Below are 22,512 nucleotides of genomic sequence, written 5' to 3' on the forward strand. Positions count from 1 at the left end.
GTCAGTCCGGGTCCTTGCCTGTGTTGTTTTGCGTATGTTCCCGCGCATCTTCCCGCGCGTGTTCCGGCGCCTCTTGCCTGATGGCCGGCACGGCCACGCCGGCACCGGCCGGCATCTCGCCCTCTGGCTCGATCGGCGGCGGGTTGCCGCGCGGCAGCGCCATCACGAAGCGCGCGCCCGTGCCGCCGTCGACTCGCGCCTCCACCCAGATACGGCCGCCGTGCGCCTGCACGATGGCCTCGCACACGGCCAGGCCCAGGCCCACGCCGGTGGTGGCCGATTCACGCTCGCCGCGCGTGAACTTCTCGAAGATGAGCCTCTCCTTGCCGCGCGGCACGCCGGGCCCATTGTCCTCCACCGCGAGGCGGACCTCGTCGCCCGTCACCTCGCCCGCGATGCCCACTGCGCTGCCAGGCGGTGTGTACTTGGCGGCGTTCTCCAGCAGGTTGCACAGCACGCGCTCCATCAGCACCGCATCGCATTCGACCAGCGGCAGCGCCGACAGATCCGCCACAGTCACGCGGTGCCGGGCCAGCGCATCGCGCATGGCTGCCAGGGCCGCGCCCACCAGTTCCTCCAGCGATTGCCATTCCTTCTGCATCTGCACGTCGCTGCTCTGCAGCCGAGCCATGTCGAGCAGGTTGACCACCATGGTGCGCATGCGCAGCGCCTGGCCCCGCATGGCCTCGACGGTGTCGGCCACCGGCGGTGCCGGCGGCGGGGTGCCGCGCAGCAGCGTCTCGGCCATGCCGATCAGGCTGGTCAGCGGCGTGCGCAGGTCATGCGACACCGCCGCCAGCAGCGAGCTGCGCAGCCGCTCCGATTCCATCGAGACCAGCGCCTGCTGCGCCACCTCCACATAGTGCAGGCGCTCGATGGCAATGGCGATCAGCGTGGCGAACACGTCGACCTGCCTGCGCAGCCCCGGCTCCGCGAAGGCCCGCCAGGCATGGGGCTCGACCGCCAGCACGCCGCGCACCTGCATCGGTGCCTTGAGCGGCAGGTACAGCACGCTGCTGCCCGGCAGTGTGTGCGTGCCCGTGCCTGCCGGCTGACCGTGGTCGAACACCCACTGCGCCAGCACCGCATCGATATTGCCGCTGCCCGCGCCGCCGCGATGGCTCGGATCCACCAGCGGCGGCAGCAAGCGCCCTTGCGGCGAGACCAGGAAGAAGGCGGAGTTCGCCTGGAAGGCGGCGCGCAGGAAGCGGCTGCCGATGGAGATGATCTGCTCGGTCATCAGCGCCGCCGACAGTTCGCGCGCCAGCTCGTACAGCGTGCGCGCATCGGTCTCGCGCTGCACCGACACCTCGGCCTGCTCGCGCAGCCCCGCGGTGAGCTGGCCGATCACCAGCCCCACCGCCAGCAGCACGATGAAGGTCAGCAGATACTGCACATCGCTGACGGCAAAGGACATGCGCGGCGGCACGAAGAAGAAATCGAAGGCAGCGACCGACACCACCGAGGCCAGCGCCGCCGGCCCGCGCCCGTGACGCAGCGCCACTGCCACCACCGCGACGAGGAACATCATGGCGATGTTGACCAGGTCGAACCAGGGCCGCGTCAGCGCCGACAGCACGGTCGCGCCGGCACACCACACCAGCGACCAGACGTAGTCCTTGCGGTGGGCGATACCGTTCTCCGCGGCCTCCTCTTCCGCCTCCGCGCGCAGATCTTGGCGCCCGCCGGTGGGCTGGTTGCGCCCGCGCAGGTCGGCACGCGTGGTATCGGCCGCGACGCGGATCACGTCGATCTCCGGGCAGGCCACGGCCAGCGCGTCGGCAAAGCTGCGCCGCCCGAACAGCCAGGCGCGCGCACCCAGGAAGGGCGACAGCGACATCGCCAGCAGCGCGCGCGCGCGTTCGAGCAGGGTGCCGCCGGCGCGGTGCCAGTCGGCCGGCGCGCGGCCGAGCACCACCTTGGTGAGGTTGTGCCGGCGCACATAGCCGGCCACGGCCCGCACCATGTCGCGGCCGGCCAGGGTTTCGGTGCGTGCCCCCATTTCCTCCGCCAGGCGCATCGCTTCCTGCATGCGCGTGCGCGTCGTCTCGGACAGCGGCGCCAGCCGCGGGGTGGCAATGGTGACCACATGCCAGTCACAGTCGAGCTGGCCGGCCAGCCGGCGCGCGCTCCTGACCACCTGCTCGGCATCGTCGCCCGCGCCGATGCAGGCGAGCACCGCCTCGCGTGTGCGCCACACCGGCTGGATGGCCTCGGCATGGCGATAGGCGCGCACATCGTCGTCGACTCTGTCGGCGGTGCGCCGCAGCGCCAGCTCGCGCAGCGCGATCAGGTTGCCCTTGCGGAAGAAATTGCGCGCGGCGTGCCGGGCCTGCTCGGGCAGGTAGACCTTGCCCTCCTGCAGCCGGCGCAGCAGTTCGTCGGCCGGAAGGTCGACCAGGATGACCTCGTCGGCATCGTCGAAGACCGCATCCGGCACGGTTTCCCAGACCCGGATGCCGGTGATGCCGCCCACCGCCTGGTTCAGGCTGTCCAGGTGCTGGACGTTGACCGTGGTCCAGACATCGATGCCGGCCGACTGCAGTTCCTGGATATCCTGCCAGCGCTTGGGATGGCGGCTGCCCGGCGCATTGGAATGCGCCAGCTCGTCGACCAGGATCAGCGTGGGACGGCGCGCCAGCGCGCCGTCGAGATCGAACTCGCGCAGCTCGCGCTCGCGATAGGGCACCACCTTCGCCGGCAGCCGCTCCAGCCCTTCGAGCAGGCCCTCGGTTTCGGCGCGGCCGTGGGTCTCCACCACGCCGACGACGATGTCGACGCCCTCGGCGTGCAGCGCGCGTGCCGCGCTGAGCATGGCGTAGGTCTTGCCGACGCCGGCCGACGCGCCGAAGTACACACGCAGCTTGCCACGCGCAGCGCGCGCCCCCTCCTCCTGCATGCGCTGCAGCAGCGCATCAGGATCGGGGCGTTCGGAGGGATCACGCAGCGCGGTATCAGGCATGGATGGCTTCATCGCCCGCCAGCGGCGAGGATACTTCCGATTGTGCCACGGTCGCGCCCGGCTGCCACCGGTGCGCGGCCACGCCCGCCCGCCCCGCGCCGCGGGCCGGCATGCACGGCGTCAATGGCGTCAACGGTGCGGCTCGGCATCCAGCGCCAGGTTGAGCTTGAGCACGTTGACCACCGGGTCGCCCAGCACGGCCAGCAGCGGCGCGTCCGTGTTGGCGGCCACCAGCGCCTGCACGCGCGCCAGCGGCAGGCCGCGCAGGCGTGCCACGCGGGCGGCCTGGTAGTTGGCCGCGGCCGGGCTGATGTGCGGATCGAGCCCGCTGCCGGAGGCGGTCACCAGGTCGACCGGCACCGGCGCCGTATTGCCCGGGTCGGCCGCGCGCAGCGCCTCGATGCGCGCGCGTGCGGCATCCGTCAGCGCGGGGTTGCTGGGCCCCAGGTTGGAGCCGCCGGAGGCGGCCGCGTTATAGGGCATCGGCGCGGTGGCCGAGAGGCGGCCCCAGAAGTAGCGGGGATCGGAGAAGGGCTGGCCGATCAGCGCCGAGCCGACCGTCTTGCCGTCCTTGACGATCAACGAGCCGGCCGCCTGGGCAGGAAACAGGGCCTTGGCGATCCCGGTCACCGCGCCGGGATAGAGCAGGCCGGTGACCACCGACAGCGCGACGAACACCGTGAGCATCGGGCGCAGCAGGCCGCGCTGCGCTTCTGGCGCGGTGGCGGCGGGACTGGCTTGGACTTGCGTATTCATGTAGGTCTCCGAAAGACGAAGAAGCAGATGCACTGGACCGCGCGTGGACCTCAGGCCCAGCCGCAGGCCGCCAGGATCATGTCGATCACCTTGATGCCGGCGAAGGGCACGATGATCCCGCCCAGGCCATAGATCAGCAGGTTGCGGCGCAGCAGCGTGGCCGCGCCGAGCGGCCGGTACACCACCCCCTTGAGCGCCAGCGGGATCAGCGCCACGATGATCAGCGCGTTGAAGATCACCGCCGACAGGATGGCCGAGGCCGGGGTGGCCAGGCCCATCACGTTGAGCTGGTTGAGCTGCGGGTAGGTCGTGGCGAAGGCGGCCGGGATGATGGCGAAGTACTTGGCGACGTCGTTGGCCACGCTGAAGGTGGTCAGCGAACCGCGCGTCATCAGCATCTGCTTGCCGATCTCGACGATCTCGATCAGCTTGGTCGGATTGCTGTCGAGGTCGACCATATTGCCGGCCTCCTTGGCCGCCTGGGTGCCGCTGTTCATCGCCACCGCCACGTCGGCCTGCGCCAGCGCCGGCGCATCGTTGGTGCCGTCGCCGGTCATCGCCACCAGCCGGCCTTCGCCCTGGTACTGGCGGATCAGCTTGAGCTTGGCCTCGGGCGTGGCCTCGGCGAGAAAGTCGTCGACGCCGGCTTCGGCAGCGATCGAGGCCGCGGTGAGGCGGTTGTCGCCGGTGATCATCACGGTCTTGATGCCCATGCGGCGCAGTTCGCCGAAGCGCTCGCGGATGCCGGTCTTGACGATGTCCTTCAGCTCCACCACACCGAGCACGCGCACGCTGGCGTCGGGCGCGTCGGTGCGCCCGGACGGGCCGGCCACGGCCTCGGCCACCACCAGCGGCGTGCTGCCCGCGCGCGCCACGTCGTCCACCGCCTGCTGCACGGCATCGGGGAACTTGCCGGCGCGCTCGGTGACGAACCTGCGCACCGCATCGGCAGCGCCCTTGCGCACGCTGCGCATTGCGGCACCGCTGCCGAGGTCGACGCCGCTCATGCGCGTCTGCGCGGTGAAGGGCACGAACAGCCGCCCGGCGGCCGCATCGGCGCCGCCGTCGGACAGGTTGGCGCCGGCCTGCTGCCGTGCCAGCGTGACGATGCTGCGCCCTTCGGGGGTTTCGTCGGCCAGCGACGACAGCCAGGCGGCCTCGGCCAGCTGCTGCGCCGACACGCCCGGCGCAGTGACGAAGCGCGAGGCCTGACGGTTGCCGTGCGTGATGGTGCCGGTCTTGTCGAGCAGCAGCACGTCGACGTCGCCGGCGGCCTCGACCGCGCGCCCGGAGGTGGCGATCACATTGGCCTCCATCATGCGGCTCATGCCCGCCACGCCGATGGCCGATAGCAGGCCGCCGATGGTGGTCGGGATCAGGCACACCAGCAGCGCCACCAGCACCGTGATGGTCACCGGCAGGCCGGCCTTGGTCACGAACACGCTGTAGACCGAGAAGGGCTGCAGCGTGGCGGTGGCCAGCAGCAGCACGATGGTCAGGCCCACGAGCAGGATGGTCAGCGCCAGCTCGTTGGGGGTCTTCTGGCGCTTGGCGCCTTCGACCATGGTGATCATGCGGTCGATGAAGCTCTCGCCCGGGTTGGTGGTGATGCGCACCACGATCCAGTCGGACAGTACGCGCGTGCCGCCGGTGACCGAGGAGAAGTCACCGCCGGACTCGCGGATCACCGGCGCCGATTCGCCGGTGATGGCGCTCTCGTCGACCGAGGCCACGCCTTCGATGACCTCACCGTCGCCGGGGATCATGTCGCCGGCCTCGATCAGCACCACGTCGCCGCGGCGCAGCGCGGTGGCCGCGCGCGGCTCGGTGGCACCGGCGGCGCGCGCCCCGGCGCCGGCCTGGGTGCCCGCCTTGAGCAGTTTGGCCGTCACCGTGGTCTTGAGCCCGCGCAGCGCCTCGGCCTGCTGCTTGCTGCGGCCCTCGGCCAGTGCCTCGGCGAAGTTGGCGAACAGCAGCGTGAACCACAGCCACACCGTCACCGCCAGGATGAAGCCGGCGCTCTCACCGCCCGCGGCGGCGGGCGAGAACAAGGCGCGGAAGTACAGCACCGTGGTCAGGATGCTGCCCACGTAGACGACGAACATCACCGGATTGCGCAACTGGTCACGCGGCGACAGCTTCTTGATGGACTCGAGCAGCGCCGGCTTGACCAGCTCGGGCGCGAACATGCCGCGCCGCGCGGGCCGGTGGTGGTGGCCGCCAGCGCGGCCATGCGCGTGCGTGGCGGCGGCCGGTGCCGTGTCGGCGGAAGCCGCGCCGCCGGCCTTGGCTTGTGCGCTCATGGATTCTTGTTGCATGCGTTTCTCCGCAATCACCTTGGGGCTGCCTGCGCGCGCCACTGGCAGCGCGCCGCAGCCGGATTCCTGCTTGTTGACTCTGTTTCCTGCATCTCTGCCCTGTACCCCTGCCCTGCCGCGCTCAATGCGCAGCGGCGGCGGCGGCCGACGCCACGGGACCCTGCAGCTGCTCCGCCACCGGACCCAGCGCCAGCGCGGGGATGTAGGTCAGCGCGCCCACCATCAGCACCGAGCCGACCAGCAGCACCACGAACAGGGGTCCGTGCGTGGGCATGGTGCCGCCCGTCACCGGCAGCCGCTTCTTGGCCGCGAGCGAACCCGCCATGGCGAGAATGGGCACGATGATCCAGAAGCGCCCGAACCACATCGCCACGGCCAGCAGCACGTTGTAGAAGGGCGTGTTGGCCGACAGGCCGGCGAAGGCGCTGCCGTTGTTGTTGGCGGCCGAGGACAAGGCGTAGAGGATCTCGGAGAAGCCGTGCGTGCCCGGGTTGAACACGCCCGCGCGCCCGGCCTCGGTCATCACCGCCACCGAGGTGCCCAGCAGCACCAGCAGCGGCGTCACCAGGATGGCCACGGCAGTCATCTTCATCTCGTAGGCCTCGATCTTCTTGCCCAGGTATTCCGGCGTGCGCCCGATCATCAGGCCGGCGATGAAGACCGCCAGCACCGCGTAGACCAGCATGCCGTAGAGGCCCGAGCCGACACCGCCGAAGACCACCTCGCCGAGCTGCATCAGCAGCATCGGCACCGCGCCGCCGATGGCGGTGAAGGAGTCGTGCATGCCATTGACCGCGCCGCAGGAAGCCGCCGTGGTGATGGCGGCAAACAAGGTGGTGGCGGCGATGCCGAAGCGCGTTTCCTTGCCTTCCATATTGCCGCCGGCCTGCAGCAGCGAGGTGGCATGGTCCACCGGCAGGCCGGCCAGTGCGGCATTGGCCTGCTGCTCCGACGCTGCCACCGCGCAGGCCATGACGACGAAGATCACTGTCATCGCCGCCAGCACCGCCACGCCCTGGCGCCGGTCGCGCACCATCTCGCCGAAGCTGAAGCACAGCGCGGCGGGGATCAGGAAGATGGCCAGCATCTCGATCAGGTTGGCGAGCTCGGTCGGGTTCTCGTAGGGGTGGGCCGAGTTGGCATTGAAGAAGCCGCCGCCGTTGGTGCCCAGCATCTTGATGGCTTCCTGCGAGGCCACCGGCCCCATCGCCAGCGTCTGCTTGTCGGTGCGCGCCGGCTCGGTCACCGGCTGGCCCTTGGCATCGAGCACCGGCTGGCCGGCCGCGTCGACCTTGGGCTGGCTGTACTCGACCGCCTGCACGAGGCTGACGTCCTTATAGGCGTCGAAGTTCTGGATCACGCCCTGGCTCACCAGCACCAGCGCCGTCACCACGGACAGCGGCAGCAGCACGTAGAGCACCGAGCGCGTGATATCGACCCAGAAGTTGCCGATGGTGGACGCGCTCTGGCGCGCGAAGCCGCGGATCAGCGCGAACAACACGGCGATGCCGGTGCCGGCCGAGACGAAGTTCTGCACCGTGAGCGCCAGCATCTGGGTCAGGTAGCTCATGGTCGACTCGCCGGCATAGCCCTGCCAGTTCGTATTGGCGACGAAGCTGACCGCGGTATTGAAGGCGGAGTCGGGGGTGACCGCGCCGAAGCCCTGCGGGTTCAGCGGCAGCATGCCCTGCACGCGCTGCAGCGCGTAGACCGCGACCACGCCGAGCATATTGAAGGCGATCACGGCCACCGTGTACTGCTTCCATCCCATCTCCGCACCCGGGCGCACGCCGCCCAGGCGATAGAGCCCGCGCTCGAGCGGGCGTCCCCACGCGGTCAGGCGGAAGGCATCGTCCTCCATCGCGCGGCGGATATAGCGCCCGAGAAAGGGCGCGACGGCCAGCAGGATGGCGAGGTAGAGGGCCAGCAGGCCCAGGAATTCGGTGGACATCAGAATTTCTCCGGCCGGAACAGCGCAACGAGGAGGTAGACGAAGACGGCGACGGCGAGCGCGCCGCCCAGCAGATCGGCCCAGTCCATCACAGCCCCCTGTCGCCGGCGTTGTTCTGCACCGGAGCGGCGCCGGATTCGCCGCTTCCGTGTCGCTCGCCGCCCGGGGGCGCCTTGGCGCCGAGCGCGGCGCACAGCAAGAGCAGCGCGCCGGTCAGCGCGCCGAACAGCAGCAGCACGATGAAATAGATCCCGTCCATGGCAAATAAGAAGCGTGCGTGGTTGACGCCTCGCAGATTAAGGACGGACCGGTAAAAACGGGGTAGAGAGACGGGAGGGGGATGTAAAGAAGATATAAAAACGCGCGCGACCGGGGTTCACGCAGGCGGGACAATGCTCGCAGGGCATTGGACGTCCGCAGGACGGCCCGCAGGGCGAGCGCCAGCTCGCAACCCAGCGGCTTTGGTCTGCGAGGCAACAGCCTGTTTCGACTCCCCTGCGGGGAGCCGACTGTAGTGGTCCAATGATCTTGGACACCTCAAAAGGTAGACTTTCGGTCAACCAGTGAGGTGTAAATGGGACGTAAAGATTTCTCGGACGAGTTCAAGTCAGATGCGGTCAATCTGGTCTTGGAGCAGGGCTACAGCGTCAGTAAGGCCGCGCAGGCGCTAGGCATTGGCGAGACGGCACTGCGCCGCTGGCTGGGCCAGCGGCAAGCCAAGGCCAAACCGGCGCAGAGCCAGGTCACGAGTGATCTGACCCCGGAGCAGCGCCGCATCCGCGAGTTGGAGCAGCAGGTGGCGCAGTTGGAGCGGGAGCGTGACATCCTAAAAAAGTCCACGGCCTTCTTCGTCAAGGAACTCGATCGCAATACGAAGTGATCGCGCTGATGGAGAAGGCGTGGCCGGTCGCAGTGATGTGCGCGCTGCTGGAGATGCCCCGTAGCAGCTACTACGCGTGGAAGGCCAGAAGGGATCGACCGCGTGCCCGGCGTCAGGCGTTGGTGCACGAAGTCACGGCAATCCATCAAGCTAGCGGGCAAAGCTACGGTAGTCGTCGCATGGCGCAGGAGCTCCGGCGACGCGGCCACGACATCGGCCGGTACCGGGCACGCGGACTGATGAAGGAAGCCGAGGTCGTCGTACGTGCTCGGCGCCGGCATTACTACAGCAAGGGCGGCACATCGTCGGCCATCGCGCCAAACCGGCTCAATCGCCAGTTCGAGGTAGCTCAGCCCAATCGGGTCTGGGCCGGGGATGTGACATTTATCTGGACCCAGCAGGGCTGGCTCTACCTTGCCGTTGTGATTGACTTGTACTCACGGCGCGTGGTGGGCTGGGCCTTTTCGTCCTCGGCTGACACCCGCCTGGTGAGTCGGGCGCTGAGGCTGGCGCTGGAGAGCCGACGCCCGGGCAAAGGACTTATGTTCCACTCGGATCAGGGCAGTCAGTACTCCAGCCTCGCATTCCAGGCGATGCTGCACGACGAGGGCATTACCCCCAGCATGAGCCGGGCCGGCAACTGCTGGGATACGCGGTGGTGGAGCGGTTTTTCTGCTCACTGAAGGGCGAACGCATACGGGACCGGGCCTACCGCGACCATGCTCAGGCCCAGGCGGACATCACGGACTACGTGCTGTTCTTCTACAACCAGCAGCGATTGCACTCGGCCGTAATGAACATGCCGCCGGCCGAGTACGAGGCTTTCAAACGAAGGGCTGCCTGAAAAAGTGTCCAAGATTACTTGACCACCACAGACCTACTTTCTTGTCTTGCCAAGAAAGTAGGCAAAGAAGGCGCGCCGGATGCGGCTTAACACCCCCTCGCGGGCTGGCGAAAAGAGCGGCCGGGCCCCAACTCGGATCGCCTTAAGGCGATCCTCAGACAGGGGGCCCTCTTTTCCGCTCTTTTCGCCAGCCCGCGAGGCGCCGCATACGGCAGGGTAAGGACGCCACGCCTCGCTTCGCTTCGGGGGAGGGTGTTCGGCCAGCTAGCTGGCCGAACACCATGCGTCGGCGTGCGATGCCGCATCCAGTCCGCGAAGGTGCCTGGCAAAGCGACGGTTTGGCCGTTCCCTCCCGTTGTGCGGCGCCTCGCGATTTGCCGTGGCCGCCGATGAAGCCCGTCCGCTGTTTGAGCGGCCGCAGGACGCGAGTTCGGACGGGCGCGGCGGCCGCGGCAAATCGCGAGGAGTCTTTCGCCGCACCCGGGTCGCCTTCTTTGCCTACTTTCTTGGCGAGACAAGAAAGTAGGTCGGCTCCCCCGCAGGGGGAGTCGAAACAGGCCGTTGCCACGATCAACCCACGCCGCTAAAGGCAAAGCGCTAAGACCCGCCGCGGCCCCCGTCACGGCGCAGCGGACATCAGAGCCAGCCGGCCTTGTGCAGCTTGCGCCAGAGCAGGCCGCAGGCCGTCACCGTGACACCGATCACCACCGGATAGGCGTAGTGGAACTTGAGTTCGGGCATGAAATTGAAGTTCATGCCGTAGAGGCTGAACACCACGGTGGGCACCGCCAGGATGGCGCCCCAGCCCGCCAGCCGCTTGACCACCTCGTTCTGCCCCACCGTCACCAGCGCCAGGTTGACCTGCACGGCGGTGGTCAGCATCTCGCGCACCACGTCCAGCGTGCGCACGAGGCGGCTGGCGTGGTCTTCGATGTCGCGGAAATAGGCCTGCAGCTCCCTCGGCACCAGGTCTCCGTGCAGGCGCACCATCTGGCTGCAGATGTCCTCGATCGGGAAGACCGCGTTACGCAACCGCAGCACCTGCCGCTTGATGTGGTACAGGCGTTCGATCGCGCCGCGGTCGAACTCGTCGCGGAAGATGCCCTGCTCCAGCTTCTCGAAGGCGTCCTCGAGCCGCGTGACGATCGGCATGTAGTGGTCGACCACGAAATCGGTCAGCGCGTACAGCACGTAGCCCGGGCCGTTGGCCAGGCCGTGGCGGTCCTGTTCGCAGCGCTCGCGCACCGGCACGTAGGTGTCGCTGGCGCCGTGGCGCACCGACACCACGTAGCGCGGCCCGACGAAGAGATGCGTCTCGCCCATCATCACGTCCTCGCCGACCAGCTGGGCCGTGTTCAGCACGATGAAGACCGAATCGCCGTAGCTTTCGATCTTGGGCCGCTGGTGCGCATCGAGCGCGTCCTCGACCGCCAGGTCGTGCAGGCCCAGCGCCGCCTGCACCCGGCGCAGCAGCGGCAGGTCCGGCTCGTGCAGGCCGAGCCAGACGAAGGTGCCCGGCGTGGCCAGCACTTCGGCGAACTGTTCGATGCCGACGTCCGCCAGGCGCTTGCCGTCTCGGTAGGCCACGCTGTTGACGATCGCCCCCATGGATTCCCCTAGTATCGAGATGCCGAATCGTAGCAAGCGCAGCGCATGGCTGTCGCCCGCGCCGCATGGCGGCAGGCCTGCGCGGCGCGGGCGCGCCGCATGCGGCACTGGCACGCCCCGGGGCCGGCGCGCCTGCCAGCAATTGTTACAGTTCGCGCCCAAGACGACGTTAGAATGTGGCATTTCCACGGTCACCGGCCCCATGTCCCAGAAGAAATCGCCACGTTTCGAGCTGCGCAGTGGCAACGTCGATGCCCTCCTCCTGTCCCTAGAGACCGCTGACATGTCCGCGCTCAGGGACGACCTCCTGTCCCGTTTCGAAGCCACTCCCGATTTCTTCTCCGACGACGTGGTGGCGCTGGACCTGCGCCGCCTGCAGGACGATACGCCGGTCGCGCTGGAACAGGTGATCGACACGCTGGCCACGCTCAAAGCGCGCGCCATCGGCGTGGTGGCGCGCCCCGCGCAGCGCGGCTGGGCCGGCGGCTTCGGCCTGCCGCTGCTCGACAGCCAGAGCCGCCGCGGTGCCAAGGCAGGCCAGCCGGCCCGGCCCGACCCGGCCGCGGACGAGGCGAGGCAAGCCGCGACGGCCAAGGAAGCGGCCGCGGCCGCGGCCAGCGCGCCAGCGCCGGCGCCGGCGCCCGCTCCCGAGCCGGTGCGCCAGGCCGTGCCGACCTTGCTGATCGACAAGCCGCTGCGCTCGGGCCAGCAGGTCTACGCCCAGGGCGACGTGGTGATCCTGGACCTGGTCAGCTACGGCGCCGAGGTCATCGCCGAAGGCAACATCCATATCTACGCCCCGCTGCGCGGCCGTGCGCTGGCGGGCGTCAAGGGCAATCCGGACGCGCGCATCTTCTGCACCTGCCTGGAACCCGAACTTATTTCCATCGCCGGCATCTATCGCACCGCAGAGCAGACGCTGCCGGCGGAGATACTGGGCAAGTCCGCCCAGGTGCGCCTGGCCCAAGAAAAACTGATCCTCGAGCCGCTCCGCATGAAATAAGCGCGGCGGCCAAGACCTGAACTCAAGCAAGCAACCCTAATACTGGACCAAGAGCCATGGCAAAAATCATCGTTGTGACCTCCGGCAAGGGAGGCGTCGGCAAGACCACCACCAGCGCCAGCTTTGCGGCGGGCCTGGCCCTGCGCGGCCACAAGACGGCCGTGATCGATTTCGACGTCGGCCTGCGCAACCTCGACCTGATCATGGGCTGCGAGCGCCGGGTGGTCTACGACCTGATCAATGTGGTGCAGGGCGAGGCCAACCTGAACCAGGCGCTGATCAAGGACAAGAAGTGCGAGAACCTGTTCATCCTGCCGGCCTCGCAAACCCGCGACAAGGAAGCGCTGACGCGCGACGGCGTGGAGAAGGTGATCAACGGCCTGGTCGACATGGGCTTCGAATACATCGTGTGCGACTCGCCGGCCGGCATCGAGAGCGGCGCGCTGATGGCCATGTACTTCGCCGATGAGGCGCTGGTGGTGACCAACCCCGAGGTGTCCTCGGTGCGCGACTCCGACCGCATCCTCGGCATCCTGGCCTCCAAGACCAAGCGTGCCACCGAGGGCGGCGAGCCCATCAAGGAGCACCTGCTGATCACCCGCTACAACGCCAAGCGCGTGCACGGCGGCGAGATGCTGTCGCTGACCGACATCCAGGAAATCCTGCGCATCAAGCTGATCGGCGTAATCCCCGAATCCGAGGCCGTGCTGCATGCCTCCAACCAGGGCACGCCCGCCATCCACCTGGAGGGCAGCGACGTGGCCGACGCGTACGGCGACGTGGTGGACCGCTTCCTCGGCAAGGACAAGCCGATGCGCTTCACCGATTATCAGAAGCCGGGTCTGCTGTCGCGTATCTTCGGCAACAAGTAAGAACAAGGAGGACTGTACCCATGTCGATTCTGTCCTTCCTCCTCGGGGAGAAGAAGAAAACCGCGGCGGTGGCTAAGGAACGGCTGCAGATCATCCTGGCCCACGAGCGCACCGGGCACTCCGCGCCCGCCGACTACCTGCCTGCGCTGCAACGCGAGCTGGTGGCGGTGATTTCCAAGTACGTCAAGATCAGCAACGAGGATCTGCGGGTCAGCCTGGAACGCCAGGACAACCTCGAAGTCCTGGAAGTCAAGATCGAGATTCCCCAGGGCTGACGGCAGCCGGGCGCCTTGCGAGGCACCCGGCGCCTGCCCCGCGAGGCGGCGCGTCGCGCCGCCTCCAATCCCCTCTTTCGGGTGCTTTTTCCTGCTCCGGATGTGCGGTTGCGAACACGTGTCGCGGCCAGACAACGGTTTGCGCGGGAAATGTCAGCTCAATTACTCAGTTTGCTCCTAAGTTCCCGCCATTTTGATAAATTTTGGCGGCGTTACGACAAGACGTAACTTTGTGTGTCCCCGCGATCCGGCGTCACGCAATCAGAACGACAGAAAAGGAGCACCATGAAGAAATCAGCCCTGACCCTTGCAGCAGGCGTCCTGCTGGCCGGCAGCGCCTACGCCCAATCCAACTCGGTCACCTTGTACGGTATCGCTGACGTCAGCATCCGCTACACGACCAACTCCAACGGCAAGAATGACGGCCTGTGGCAGATGACCGACGGCGCGGTGACGCAAAGCCGCTGGGGCCTCAAGGGCGCGGAAGACCTGGGTAACAACCTGAAGGCGATCTTCCAGCTGGAAAACGGCTACAGCATCCAGAACGGCACCAAGAGCGACTCGAGCCGCCTGTTCAATCGTCAGGCCTATGTGGGCCTGGCCGGCGACTTCGGCACCATCAAGCTGGGCCGCCAGTACACCGAGGGCTTTAACTTCTTCGGTGACTACGACCCGCTGACCATCGGCAACTACAACAACAACGCCTGGCCGTTCTTCCTGACCCGCTTCCGCGCGGACAACGTGGTCAGCTACTCGGGCCACTACGGCGGCCTGAACCTGGGCGCCAGCTACGGCTTCGGCGAGGTCCCGGGCAGCATCACGGCGAACCAGTACTTTGGCGCACGCGCAGCCTACGAACAGGGCCCGTGGGGCGTGGGCGGCATTTACCAGGAAGTCCGCGACGCCAGCGGCAACCGCCAGCAGATGTGGGGCGCCGCCGGCAAGTACGGCATCGGCCCGGCCAAGCTGTTCCTGGGCTACTTCGGCGGCAAGGACCGCACCGGCATCATCGACAGCGGCTTCATGAACGCCGACCCGTCGGTGAGCGGCAACCCGGTTCCGGTAGGCGGCAGCGCCGTGACCAACCCGCGCAAGGACACCGGCGGCTACCTGGGCGTGACCTACCAGGCCACCCCGGCGCTGGCGCTGACCGGTGTGTTCTACGGCGACCACATCGAAAACAAGAACGGCCTGGCGAACAACGCCGGCAACCGCTACACCGGCGTGCTGCTGGCCGAGTACTCGCTGTCCAAGCGCACCCAGGTCTACGGCACCGTGGACTTCACCAAGGTGACCGGCGGCGCCATCACCGAACTGCCGGGCCGCACCAACCAGCTGGGCGTGGCAACGGGTATCCGCCACATCTTCTGATTGTCGGTTTGATCAGTTGGCAGAAAGGCACCTCCGGGTGCCTTTCTTTTTTTCGGGCGCGGACGGATCCTCAGCTTGCCGCCGGGACCGCGTCCGGCGGGCCTTCGCAGCGCTCCAGCCACTCAAGGCGGTAGCCGTGCGTGTAGACCGCCACCAGATCCATGCCGTTGCCAGGGTGCAGGCCCAGCTTGCTGCGCACGCGCGACATATGGGTATCGATGGTGCGCGACAGCGGCGCGATCTCGCGGCCCCAGACCGCTGCCACGATATGGTCGCGCGACACGATGCGGCCTTCATTGCGGAACAGCAGCACCGCCAGGTCGAATTCCTTGGGTGTCAGCCTGAGCATCTGGCCGTGGCGCGTGGCGGTGCGCGCCGCGCAGTCGAGGGCAAAGACCCCCAGTTCGATCGGTGCGTTGCCCGGGCGCGGCCCCGCGGCGGCACGGCGCAACAGCGCCTGCAGGCGCGCCACCAGCTCGGCCGGGCGGATGGGCTTGATCATGTAGTCGTCGGCGCCGGCACCCAGCCCGCCCACGATGTCCTCCTCGGCATCGCGGCAGCTCAGGAACATCGCCGGCATGCGCCGGTCCACATTGGCGCGGACCCAGCACAGCAAGTCCTTGCCGCTCATGTCGGGCACCTGCCAGTCGAGCAGCAGCACGTCGAAGCTGTGCTCGCGCAGACCCAGCATCAGGTCGCGCGCGGCGCCGAAACTGACGCAGTTCAGGCCCGCGTTGTGCAGGACGTGCCGGATCCATGCAGCCTGCGCCGGATCGTCTTCTAGCGATGCGATTCTCTTTTCCATCGGGTTCGTCTCCGTCTTGGATGCCGCCGTGCCTCCTGCCATGCGCCGCGCGTCGGGCGGCACAAGACGCGGGGCAGGACCATTCAAACCGCTCGAACCGGAAAAGACACTGCGACTAGTCTCAAATCCGTCAGCGATTCTGTATCGAGCCACCGGCCCGGCCAGGCCGGCGAATGCCGTCCAGAGACAAAAGTTGACTTTGGCCACAGCAGACGTGGCGTCTAAGATGACGAACCGTCACGAGCCCGCCAGGAGAGATCCCGATGAAAGTCGCCGCTCTGCAAGACGATCCGACCCAGGCACTGCTGCTGGAACAGACGCTGCTGCTGAACGGCCATAGCTGCGTGCGCTTCCGCGGCGGCCAGGCGCTGATGCAGGCGCTGCGCCGGGAGCCTTTCGACATGCTGCTGCTCGATTGGGAGGTGCGCGGCATCGCCGGGCGCGACGTGCTGCTGTGGATACGGCGCGCGCTCGGCGCCGAGCTGCCCGTGATGCTGCTGAGCGAGCGCGACGACGAAGCACACATCGCGAACTGCTTTGCCGATGGCGCCGATGCCATCGTCGCCAAGCCGCTGCGTCATGCCGAACTGGCGGCGCGCGTGCAGGCGCTGGCGCGGCGCACCAGCCCAGCCGCCAGCTCCGGGGAGCTGACCGTGGGCGTGTTCCGCTTCGCCATCGCCGAGCGGCGCGCCTATGTCAGGGACGAGTGCGTGCCGCTGGCGCCGAAGGAATTCGACCTCGCCATGCTGCTGTTCCGCCATGCCGGGCAGCTGGTGCTGCGCCAGACCTTGTGCGACCACGTCTGGCGCCGCGCCGTGCCGCAGACCTCGCGCACCATCGACAGCCACCTGTCGCGCGTGCGCACCAAGCTCGGCCTGTGGCCGCACAATGGCGTGCGGCTGAGCTCGATCTGCGCGGTCGGCTGCCGGCTCGACCTGATCGAGCCGCGCAGCGTTGCCGCCTTGCGCGCCCTCAGTCCGCCTTGATGCCGGCTACACGCACGATGCGCGCGTTGCCCTCGTACTCGCGACGATCCGCCAGCACTGATCAGGCCGCCCCCGAGCCGATCGCCGCGATCCCGAGATGCAGCGGCCGGTCCGGCCACAGCGTGACGTTCAGCACCGGGCGCGGCGCGCTCATCCCCGCCGGGACCGACAGCGCGAAACGCTGCAGCAGCATCGCGGCGATGACGGTCATCTCGGTCGCCGCCAGATGCTGTCCGAGACAGACCCTCGGCCCCGTGCCGAAAGGCATGTACGCGCCGCGCGGCACGGCTGGCGCATTCTCGGCGAAGCGCTCCGGGCGGAATGCGTCCGGCTCGGGAAACCATCTCGGGTCGTCATGCATCAGTTGCAGCGGCAGCATGAACAGCGTCTTCGCGGGCAACTGCCATCCGCCCAATGCGATCGGCCGTAGCGCGCGACGGCTCATCCTTACGACTGGGCGACGCTGGCGCTCGACGAGGGCTTCGCCGATCAGGCGCACCTGAGCCGGACGTCCAAGCGCATCACCGGGTTCTCGCCGAGCGAGTTCGCGCAACGCTTCGCCGACGACGAGTCGTTCTGGATGTATCGGCTGTGGATGTGACGGCCAGCGCGCGGCACGCCCGAAGCGCCGGGCCGATCGCTCCCCGCCCGCCATCTCACGCTGACATTCCAAGAGTAGAATGTTAGACATTTAACGGCATGGGCTGGACACGCTGCCCTGACGTCATTCCAGGAGCCTGCGATTGAATCCGTCGCTGAATGTCGAGCGCAAGGGGGTTGCCCTCTATATCCAGATCGCGAGCCTGCTGCGTGGGCGAATCCGGCAAGGTGACTGGAAACGCGGCGACCAGTTGCCGCCGATTCCTGCACTGTGCGCGTTCTACAACGTGGGCACCATCACCATCCGCCAGGCGCTCGCCGAACTGAGCGCCGAGGGGCTCGTGAGCAGCGCGCGAGGCCGCGGCACCTTTGTCACCGCCGACATCGTGTCGCCTGCGGACAACGTGGACCTGCGCGAGGCGATCAATGATCCGTTGAGCCTCGCGCCGGGCCAGACCATCAAGCTGCTCCTGCGTGAGCCGGCAAGCGAACTGCCCGCGGCGCTGAAGACCGGTCAGCGCGAATGCCCGGCCTACATGCGCATCCGCACGCTTCACCTGCACGACGACGAGCCCTACGGCGTGATGGACAGCTACATCGCGCGGGAAACCTACGACCGGTTTCCGAAACGCAGCGAGGAACGGCACAAGGTCGGCTACCTGGTCCGGAAGTACAACCGCATCCCGCTCGAAAAAGCCCGCCAGGAAATGACCGCCGCCTATGCGGACCAGGAGACGGCCGGCCTGCTGGCGTCACGAAGCGCAGACTGCAGCATGGCCGACGTGTTGATCCGCGCCCGGCGCTGGTGGACCGACGGCGACGGGCGCATCGTCTATGCCGGCTTATACCTCTATCGCGCCGACAGGTTCGTGCTCGACGTGACGCACGATATCGCCGGCGACGACCGCAGCGCCGATCTGATCCCGACGGTTCGCAACGATGCGCAGCCGCAACCGCAAACGACCCGCCGGAAAACCGCACGCAAGCCGGCGGCCTAGCGCCGGTTCCCGCCCCTGACGGACGCGCCGTCGCACATCGCGCCGTAGACCCAATGTCGCAGGTCCCGGCGGATCCTGTAGGCCGTCGACGGCAGCAACTGCGTCATGAACACCACGATCAGGTCCTCGACCGGATCGACCCAGAAGGCCGTGCTGGCGCCGCCTCCCCAGAAATAGTCGCCGACGCTGCCCGGCTGCATCGTGCGGGCCAGGTCCTGGGTCACCGCAAAGCCGAGGCCGAACCCGAGCCCCGGATAAACCGCCTCGCTGAACGTGGACCGCGACATCTGATCGAGGGTCCTGCCGCCCGGCAGATGATTGAGCGTCATCAGCTCCACGGTCTTGGGACTCAGGATCTGATGCCCGTCGATCGAACCGCCGTTCAGCAGCATCCGGCAGAAACGCAGGTAATCGCCGGCGGTCGACACCAGCCCGCTGCCGCCCGACGCCAGCGCCGGAACCTGGCGGAAATAGCTCGTCTCGGGATCGTCCTGCAGGATCAGGCCGCCAGTCGGCCCCGGGCGATAACAGGCGCAGAAGCGGTCGGCCTTGCCGTCCGGCACGAAGAAGCCCGTGTCGGGCATGCCGATCGGGTCGAACAGCGCGCTTTTCAGGTAGTCGGCAAACGATTGCCCGGAGATTTTCTCCACCAGATAGCCCAGCACGTGCGTCGCCACGGAGTAGTTCCACTCGTCCCCGGGGGAATAGTCGAGCGGCAGCTGACTCAGGCTGTCGATCATGCCGTCGAGGCCGCCCGGATTGGTCGGCTCGCCGAGCGCGAGCTCGCGATACGCGGCATCGACATTGGTGCGGGCCTGGAAGAAATAGGACAGTCCGGCCGTGTGGCGCAGCAGATCCACCATCAGCATTTCGCGCTCGACGGGACGCGTCTGGAATCCGCCCAGGCTGCGCGCCCCGGCGACGGCGACGCCAAGGTTCTTCCACGCCGGGATGACGCTCGAGACCGGATCGTCCAGCCCGACTAGCCCCTGCTCGACCAGCGTCATGAACGCGACGCTGGTGATCGGCTTGGTCATCGAATAGATGCGGAAGATCGCATCCTCGCGCATGGGCCGGGCGCGCTCCAGGTCCATCGACCCGGCGACGTTCACGTGCGCGAGTTCGCCGTGGCGATGAATCAGCGTCACCGCGCCCGGCAGGCGTCCGGACGCCACGTATCGATCGTTCAACCGCTCGTCGAATGCCATCAGCCGCTGCGACGACAATCCAAGATGCTCTACCCTCGTCATGCTCATGCCCCTCCGTCAACCCATTAAACATTCTAACAATAGAATGATAGCATTTTTAGGGGCGGCAGCCGGTCATCATGTTAGTCATATCTCGACGCACGCTGCATCGACGAGGGACCGGTTGCGGCGGTACACCTGCCGAGGCGTATGCCGCCAGGGTTTCACGGCGCGAGGGCGCCGGCGGAACGCTGAGTGGCGAGCGGGTGCACTGGTATCGGATGCGCAACGGTACGCCCACGCGAGCACCCAACCCTCGTCTTCGGCGGACGATCCGGCACGCGGCACGAACACCGGCTCGGTGTTCAGGTCGCCTTCCGGCACATCGGAAGGTGCGACCGTTCCTTGCTCGAGGTTGTAGCGGACGATGCCGCGAAGTTCGGCACGGTTCGGCTGCCGGCTCGACCTGATCGAGCCGCGCAGCGTTGCCGCCTTGCGCGTCCTCAGTCCGCCTTGATGCCGGCTTCGCGCACGATGCGCGCGTTGTCCTCGTACTCGCTGTGGATCGCGGCGGCGAACTGCGCCGCGGTGCCGCCGGTGGGCACCACGCCGCCCTTGAGCAGGCGGTCGCGCACGTCGGGTTCGGCCAGCGCCTTGTTTAGTTCGGCATTCAACTTGGCCAGGATGGCCGGCGGCGTCCTGGCCGGCGCGAAGATGCCGAAGGTGGAGGTCAGGTTGGCCTTGGGGATGCCCAGGTCGGCGAAGGTCGGCACGCCGGGCAGCGCATCCAGGCGCTTGGGCGCGCCCACGGCCAGCGGGCGCAGGCGGCCAGCCTGCATATGCTGGGTCAGCATCGGGCTGGCATTGGTGCTCATCACCTCGAACTGGCCGCCCAGCGCATCGTTCAGCTGCTGGCCCGCGCCCTTGTACGGCACCATGATCAGGTCGACCTTGGCCTTGGCCTTGATCTGCTCCAGCATCACGTGGCCGATGGTCCCCTGGCCCGAGGTGGCCCAGCGGACCGAGCCGGGCTTGGCCTTGGCCTGGGCCAGCAGGTCCTGGAAGGTCTTGCCGGCGAAGCTGTGCGTAGCGACGACCAGCACCGGCGAATACATCACGCTGATCACCGGCGCGATGTCATGCTGGGGATCGTAGTTGACGTGCGCCACATGCGGGGTCAGCGTCAGCGGGCTGGTCGACGAGAAGCCCAGCGTGTAGCCGTCGGCCGGGGCCTTGGCCACGGCGTCCATGCCGATGCTGCCGCCGGCACCACCGCGGTTCTCCACCACCACCGAAATGCCCATCTGCGCGGACAGCTTCTCGCCCAGCGCGCGTGCCACGGTATCGCTGATGCCGCCGCTGGGATAAGCCACGATCAGGCGGATCGGCCGGTTGGGAAAGCTGTCGGCTGCGGCCGAGGCGGCAAACGCGCAGCCGGCGAGCGCGATGGCGGCCAGCGGGCGGAGGCAGGTAGAGAGAACCATGGGAGGAGGATGCAACGAAGGATGAACGAGGGCGGGATGCAGTCCTGTGCGCGGCTGCCCCTGCGACGTGCGCGAGGCGGTGCGCAGCAAGGACGCCATCTTAGCCGATCGGCCGCTCGGCCGCCCGGCCCTCCGGCCCGCTGGCTAGCGTACCAGCGGGCGCGCCGGTGCCCACGACACGAAGGGCTCCCCGGCGCGGTCGTAGAGCCGCCATTCGGTGCCGCAGTCACGGCAGACGAAGGTCAGCTTGCTGTAGGACACGCCGGCCTCGCTGCGCTCCGTGACCGGCGCCGTATGCTGCAAGGCCAGGCCCGAGTGCGGCTCGCGCCGGCGCGCGTCGGCCGCCAGCGCGAGGCAGCGCGCGCAGGCCGGTGCCGCATCCGTGGGCGGGGTGGAGGAAACATCTGGCGTCATGCCTGCCATGATGCCGCAAAATTCTGCGCAGCAACATCCGCTGCGGCTGGCGCGCCTGGCCGGCAGATGCCAGCAGATGTCGACAGATGCTGGAACAGGCCACGACCAGCCGCTACGTGCATGCCGTGCCGCTTGTATCGGGGCATCACCGCTGCAGCCATCGCCTACGCGCGACGCCCGCCGCCCACCGCACGTGCTTCGGCCTCCGCCTCGGCCGCCACTGCGGCTGCCCGCATGGGCGGCCGCGCCCCGGCCGCACCGCCCTGCTGCCCCAGCCAGACGCTGGCCAGCACCAGCAGCGCACCCGCCAGCTGCACCGGCGTCAGGCCCTGGCCGAGCACGGCATAGCCCAGCAAGGTCGCCACCACCGGACTCAGCAGGCCGAGCGCCGACACGGCCGGCGCCGGCAGCCGCGCGATGCCGCGGAACCACAATGCGTAGCTCAGGCCCGCGCCAGCCACGCCGAGCCAGGCGTAGGCGGCCAGGTTGGCCGCGCTGAGGGTGGCCGGCAGCGGCTCCAGCGCCAGGGCGAAGGGCAGCAGGAACAGGCCGCCGCTGCACAGTTGCCAGCCGGTCAGCACCAGCGGCGCCACGGGCGGGCGCCAGCGCCGCGTCAGCACGGTGCCGACGGCCATCGACACGGCGCCCGCGCTGGCCGCCGCCAGCCCGACGGCATCCAGCCGCGCCGCGGGCCCGAGCACCAGCAAGGCCACGCCCAGCAGCCCACCGGCGCCGGCAGCCCAAGCGAGCGCGCCCGGGCGGGTGTCGAGCAGCGCCCAGGCCAGCCCCACCACCAGCAGCGGCTGGATGGCGCCGACTGTAGCTGCCACGCCGCCCGGCAGGCGATAGGCGGCAATGAACAGCATGGCCTGGAAGAAGCCGATATTGAGGATGCCCAGCACCGCTGCCTTCCACCACCATGCGCCGCGCGGCAGGCGCCGGCCCAGCAGCAGCAGCGCGAGGCCCGCCGGCAGGGCGCGGATCACGCCCGACAGCAGCGGCTGGCCCGGGGGCAGCCACTGGCTGGTGACAAGGTAGGTGCTGCCCCAGATGGCCGGACCCAGCGCGGTCAGCAGGGTGTCCAGTCCGCGCGCCGGCGTTGCTCGGTCTGCTTTCATATCAAGAATCTCGATATCAAGATACATTCCACTTTACGAAACCAATATCTTGATGTCAAGATTCCTGCCTCGATGTCATC

General features: G+C 68.1%; 18 protein-coding genes and 4 pseudogenes. 8 read left to right on the plus strand and 14 right to left on the minus strand.

Annotated elements, in window-relative coordinates; genetic code table 11:
* Position 1 precedes the first annotated feature (1 nt).
* The 6 genes from AC1Z3O_RS17560 to AC1Z3O_RS17585 all read right to left on the minus strand — a co-directional run bounded on the left by AC1Z3O_RS17560 (position 2) and on the right by AC1Z3O_RS17585 (position 8,246).
* A complete protein-coding gene (locus AC1Z3O_RS17560) occupies positions 2–2,962 on the minus strand; it encodes a DUF4118 domain-containing protein (RefSeq protein WP_483516979.1) in 2,961 nt (986 codons plus the stop codon).
* A gap of 129 nt (positions 2,963–3,091) precedes the next feature.
* On the minus strand, positions 3,092–3,718 hold the full coding sequence (gene kdpC / locus AC1Z3O_RS17565) for a potassium-transporting ATPase subunit KdpC (RefSeq protein WP_483516980.1): 627 nt from the start codon (positions 3,716–3,718) through the stop codon (positions 3,092–3,094).
* Positions 3,719–3,768: 50 nt separating this feature from the next.
* A complete protein-coding gene (gene kdpB, locus AC1Z3O_RS17570; protein ID WP_483516981.1) occupies positions 3,769–6,036 on the minus strand; it encodes a potassium-transporting ATPase subunit KdpB in 2,268 nt (755 codons plus the stop codon).
* A 121-nt stretch (positions 6,037–6,157) separates the two neighbouring features.
* Complete coding sequence (gene kdpA, locus AC1Z3O_RS17575) at positions 6,158–7,987, minus strand: potassium-transporting ATPase subunit KdpA (protein WP_483516982.1); 1,830 nt, start codon at positions 7,985–7,987, stop codon at positions 6,158–6,160.
* Positions 7,987–8,076, minus strand: coding sequence for a K(+)-transporting ATPase subunit F (gene kdpF, locus AC1Z3O_RS17580; RefSeq protein WP_483516983.1), 90 nt, complete (start codon positions 8,074–8,076; stop codon positions 7,987–7,989). The genes kdpA and kdpF overlap by 1 nt, the downstream gene beginning before the upstream one ends.
* Positions 8,076–8,246: a hypothetical protein gene (locus tag AC1Z3O_RS17585; RefSeq protein WP_483516984.1), complete on the minus strand. Its 171-nt coding sequence runs from the start codon at positions 8,244–8,246 to the stop codon at positions 8,076–8,078. Before AC1Z3O_RS17585 ends, kdpF begins: the two co-directional genes overlap by 1 nt.
* A gap of 315 nt (positions 8,247–8,561) precedes the next feature.
* Here AC1Z3O_RS17585 and AC1Z3O_RS17590 point away from each other — a divergent pair.
* A pseudogene (locus AC1Z3O_RS17590) lies at positions 8,562–9,711 on the plus strand (IS3 family transposase).
* A gap of 636 nt (positions 9,712–10,347) precedes the next feature.
* On the opposite strand, the gene AC1Z3O_RS17595 reads toward AC1Z3O_RS17590, so the two are convergent.
* Complete coding sequence (locus tag AC1Z3O_RS17595) at positions 10,348–11,319, minus strand: magnesium and cobalt transport protein CorA (protein ID WP_483516985.1); 972 nt, start codon at positions 11,317–11,319, stop codon at positions 10,348–10,350.
* 202 nt (positions 11,320–11,521) lie between these two features.
* On the opposite strand from AC1Z3O_RS17595, the gene minC reads away from it, so the two are divergent.
* The 4 genes from minC to AC1Z3O_RS17615 all read left to right on the plus strand — a co-directional run bounded on the left by minC (position 11,522) and on the right by AC1Z3O_RS17615 (position 14,840).
* Positions 11,522–12,322 (plus strand): septum site-determining protein MinC, encoded by an 801-nt coding sequence (gene minC / locus AC1Z3O_RS17600; RefSeq protein ID WP_483516986.1) that lies wholly within the window; start codon positions 11,522–11,524, stop codon positions 12,320–12,322.
* A 56-nt stretch (positions 12,323–12,378) separates the two neighbouring features.
* The gene (minD, locus tag AC1Z3O_RS17605; RefSeq protein ID WP_483516987.1) at positions 12,379–13,194 is read left to right on the plus strand and encodes a septum site-determining protein MinD; all 816 of its coding nucleotides are present in this window, start codon (positions 12,379–12,381) and stop codon (positions 13,192–13,194) included.
* Positions 13,195–13,214: 20 nt separating this feature from the next.
* The gene (gene minE / locus AC1Z3O_RS17610) at positions 13,215–13,469 is read left to right on the plus strand and encodes a cell division topological specificity factor MinE (RefSeq protein ID WP_483516988.1); all 255 of its coding nucleotides are present in this window, start codon (positions 13,215–13,217) and stop codon (positions 13,467–13,469) included.
* A 285-nt stretch (positions 13,470–13,754) separates the two neighbouring features.
* The gene (locus AC1Z3O_RS17615) at positions 13,755–14,840 is read left to right on the plus strand and encodes a porin (RefSeq protein WP_483516989.1); all 1,086 of its coding nucleotides are present in this window, start codon (positions 13,755–13,757) and stop codon (positions 14,838–14,840) included.
* A 70-nt stretch (positions 14,841–14,910) separates the two neighbouring features.
* Here the strand turns inward: AC1Z3O_RS17615 and AC1Z3O_RS17620 are convergent, their stop codons facing one another.
* On the minus strand, positions 14,911–15,645 hold the full coding sequence (locus AC1Z3O_RS17620; RefSeq protein ID WP_483516990.1) for a response regulator transcription factor: 735 nt from the start codon (positions 15,643–15,645) through the stop codon (positions 14,911–14,913).
* Positions 15,646–15,908: 263 nt separating this feature from the next.
* On the opposite strand from AC1Z3O_RS17620, the gene AC1Z3O_RS17625 reads away from it, so the two are divergent.
* On the plus strand, positions 15,909–16,631 hold the full coding sequence (locus tag AC1Z3O_RS17625) for a response regulator transcription factor (RefSeq protein ID WP_483516991.1): 723 nt from the start codon (positions 15,909–15,911) through the stop codon (positions 16,629–16,631).
* 61 nt (positions 16,632–16,692) lie between these two features.
* On the opposite strand, the pseudogene AC1Z3O_RS17630 reads toward AC1Z3O_RS17625, so the two are convergent.
* A pseudogene (locus AC1Z3O_RS17630) lies at positions 16,693–17,130 on the minus strand (cytochrome P450); the annotation flags it as partial.
* Here AC1Z3O_RS17630 and AC1Z3O_RS17635 point away from each other — a divergent pair.
* Positions 17,083–17,232, plus strand: a pseudogene (locus AC1Z3O_RS17635) (AraC family transcriptional regulator); the annotation flags it as partial. The pseudogenes AC1Z3O_RS17630 and AC1Z3O_RS17635 sit on opposite strands and share 48 nt — an antisense overlap.
* A 142-nt stretch (positions 17,233–17,374) precedes the next feature.
* Positions 17,375–18,229 carry a GntR family transcriptional regulator gene (locus AC1Z3O_RS17640; protein ID WP_483516992.1) on the plus strand — a complete coding sequence of 285 codons (855 nt, stop codon included), beginning with the start codon at positions 17,375–17,377 and terminating at the stop codon, positions 18,227–18,229.
* Here the strand turns inward: AC1Z3O_RS17640 and AC1Z3O_RS17645 are convergent.
* The 5 genes and pseudogenes from AC1Z3O_RS17645 to AC1Z3O_RS17665 all read right to left on the minus strand — a co-directional run bounded on the left by AC1Z3O_RS17645 (position 18,226) and on the right by AC1Z3O_RS17665 (position 22,432).
* Entirely contained in the window at positions 18,226–19,485 is a 1,260-nt protein-coding gene (locus tag AC1Z3O_RS17645; RefSeq protein WP_483516993.1) for a serine hydrolase domain-containing protein, read from the minus strand. The genes AC1Z3O_RS17640 and AC1Z3O_RS17645 overlap by 4 nt on opposite strands.
* Before the next feature lie 213 nt (positions 19,486–19,698).
* Positions 19,699–19,923, minus strand: a pseudogene (locus AC1Z3O_RS17650) (carotenoid oxygenase family protein); the annotation flags it as partial.
* On the minus strand, positions 19,920–20,900 hold the full coding sequence (locus tag AC1Z3O_RS17655; RefSeq protein ID WP_483516994.1) for a Bug family tripartite tricarboxylate transporter substrate binding protein: 981 nt from the start codon (positions 20,898–20,900) through the stop codon (positions 19,920–19,922). The pseudogene AC1Z3O_RS17650 and the gene AC1Z3O_RS17655, both read right to left, overlap by 4 nt.
* Before the next feature lie 144 nt (positions 20,901–21,044).
* A complete protein-coding gene (locus tag AC1Z3O_RS17660; RefSeq protein WP_483516995.1) occupies positions 21,045–21,323 on the minus strand; it encodes a hypothetical protein in 279 nt (92 codons plus the stop codon).
* Between the two features lie 155 nt (positions 21,324–21,478).
* Positions 21,479–22,432, minus strand: a complete 954-nt coding sequence (locus AC1Z3O_RS17665) for an EamA family transporter (RefSeq protein WP_483516996.1) — start codon at positions 22,430–22,432, stop codon at positions 21,479–21,481.
* Positions 22,433–22,512: the final 80 nt, after the last annotated feature.

The organism is Cupriavidus sp. 09_S30, assembly GCF_056930435.1.